This window comes from Polaribacter sp. (genome assembly GCF_965656025.1).
GTDB lineage: Bacteria > Bacteroidota > Bacteroidia > Flavobacteriales > Flavobacteriaceae > Polaribacter.
Window position 1 is genome coordinate 11,400 of sequence record NZ_CBFHJT010000075.1, and the last position, 2,204, is coordinate 13,603.

A 2,204-nucleotide genomic window follows, 5' to 3' on the forward strand; every position below is an offset into this window, starting at 1 on the left:
TTCCATCTAGGACCACCTCTTAAAAAAGAGTTGGAAAAACGTTTAAAGTTTGCCCCGAACCCAATTCTTGTATCAGCATTATTTATCCAATTTACATTTGCAGAACCTTCAAAACGTATTCTATTTAAATTTCCTTGAAAATCATATTCTGTTAGTTCCTCTGCACTTACACGCATGTTTCTATATGTTTCTGTAGGAACCTGCCATAAATAACTAAGGTTTGCAAACTGAATCATTTCATCTGTTTGCCTTAAAAAACCAACATCATTTAACTCTAATTCTGGAGAACGCCAAATAAAACCGCTATTGTAACGCCAATTACCACCACCAGCTTTACCAAATTCTATTCTACCACCTGTACCAGTTAATGAAGTTCTTGTTGGGTCTACAGAAACGTGGGTAGCATCTGTTCTTTGAAACAAGCGCGTTATAGCACGTTGTGTATCTTCTATAGCTTCTTCACTACCTGTAACATGACTTAAGATTACGTTTCCATCAATAAAAAATTCCCTATTTTTCCAGTTATGATTAAAATCGATACCACCAGTATATGCAGCTTTGTGCAACTCGTTAAAATTTCCATCTAAATTTCTGTTGGTTGCTGTAAATATGGCTCCAATAAAAGAATTTCTTTCGTTAAAATCTTTTTGTGCTCTACCTACAAAATAGTTGGTTAATGGTTCTACAATTTCTTTTCTAGTTGTACCATCTGTTTGTTTAATTTCTGAAAATTCATTGGCAGTAACACTCTCTAAAACACCAATGGACCAACCATCTTTCGTTTTACCAGAAAATTTTGCTGCGCCTAAAATTCTAGAATTCAATGGTTCATTTGCAAACTCTCCACTTGCCAAATTAGCACTTCTGTGTGGGTTTCTACCAATTCTTCTACTGTAAAATAAATTGTCTCTTCCGTTTGCAAATTCAAAATCGAAAATATTTCTATTTTCTACAAAAAAAGGTCTTTGTTCTCTAAAAAATATTTGAAAACCATCTAAAGCAATGGCACCAGGATCTGCCTCTACTTGACCAAAATCTGGATTTACTGTTAAATCTAAAGTTAAGTCGTTTGTAATTCCGATTTTTGCATCTAGACCTCCATTAAATTTAAAATCATTACCATCTCTGTATGGATTACCAATTTCGGCTTGATAAGTATCGTATTGAAAAACTGTAAAGGGTTGTATTTCTAGTTGTTTTTGTGGTTTTAGATCGATAAGACCATGCAATTCTCCTGCCTCACTTATAAAACCAGCTTGATCATTCGGTATTCTTTGCCATAAAGAACGTTCTTGCAATCTAAAAATAGTTCTATTAATGTTAAAGCCCCAGATTTGCTCTTTTGCTTTCCCGAAACGCAATTGGCTAAATGGTATTTTCATTTCTGCGGTCCAACCTTTATCATCAACATTGGCATCTGTATACCAAATAGGATTCCAGCTATCATCCCAATTATCTCCATTTTGCGATGCAAATTCTTCTCCTTTTACACCAGCAGCAGTTGTGGTAAAAACAAAAGCTGTTCTTTTATCATGATAACTATCAATAATTACATTTACTCGATCTCCAGCAAAACCATCTCTTCTACTTAACCTTTGTTGTATCAACTCTGGCTCTTCATCAAAAGCCCTAATAGCTATGTATAAAAATTTTGCATCATACATGACTTTAAACTTTGTTTGGTAAGCTGGTGGTGTTCCTTCATCTGGATTTTTCTCTACAAAATCTGAAGACCAATCTACTACATTCCAAGCATCTTCATTAATTTTACCATCGATTATTGGCTTTTTAATCAACCTTTTAGTCGTGTAAATTCTCTTTGGAATTTTAGAAAAATTTTCTTCTTGTGCATCCACAGAAAAAATTATTAAAAGGCAAAAAGTGGCTAGTAATATAAAAGATTTCATTGATTTTTTTGGGTGTTTTAATCTTTGAAAAAATAGATTTTAGACATCTCTAAACAACGGTGCAAAAGTAACTTTCTATTCTCTTAACAATATGTTAATTATTTGTAAGAAGTTAAAACTCTATGTGTAGATAAAAATATTTCTAAAAGTCTATTTGTCAATAAAATAAATAGTGGTACATTTGCACTCCTTTTTTAAGGAAAATGAAATTATTAATTGAACAAAAACTAATAGTGTAATTATGAACACATTAAGTTACAAAACAGTATCAGCAAACAGCGCTACCGTAAACAAGGA

General features: G+C 32.7%; 1 protein-coding gene. It reads right to left on the reverse strand.

The genetic code is table 11. From position 1 onward, the window contains the following. A partial coding sequence (locus ACTG3S_RS12480) for a DUF5916 domain-containing protein (RefSeq protein ID WP_439129675.1) occupies positions 1-1,907 on the reverse strand: 1,907 nt, incomplete at its 3' end. Between the last annotated feature and the right edge of the window lie 297 nt (positions 1,908-2,204).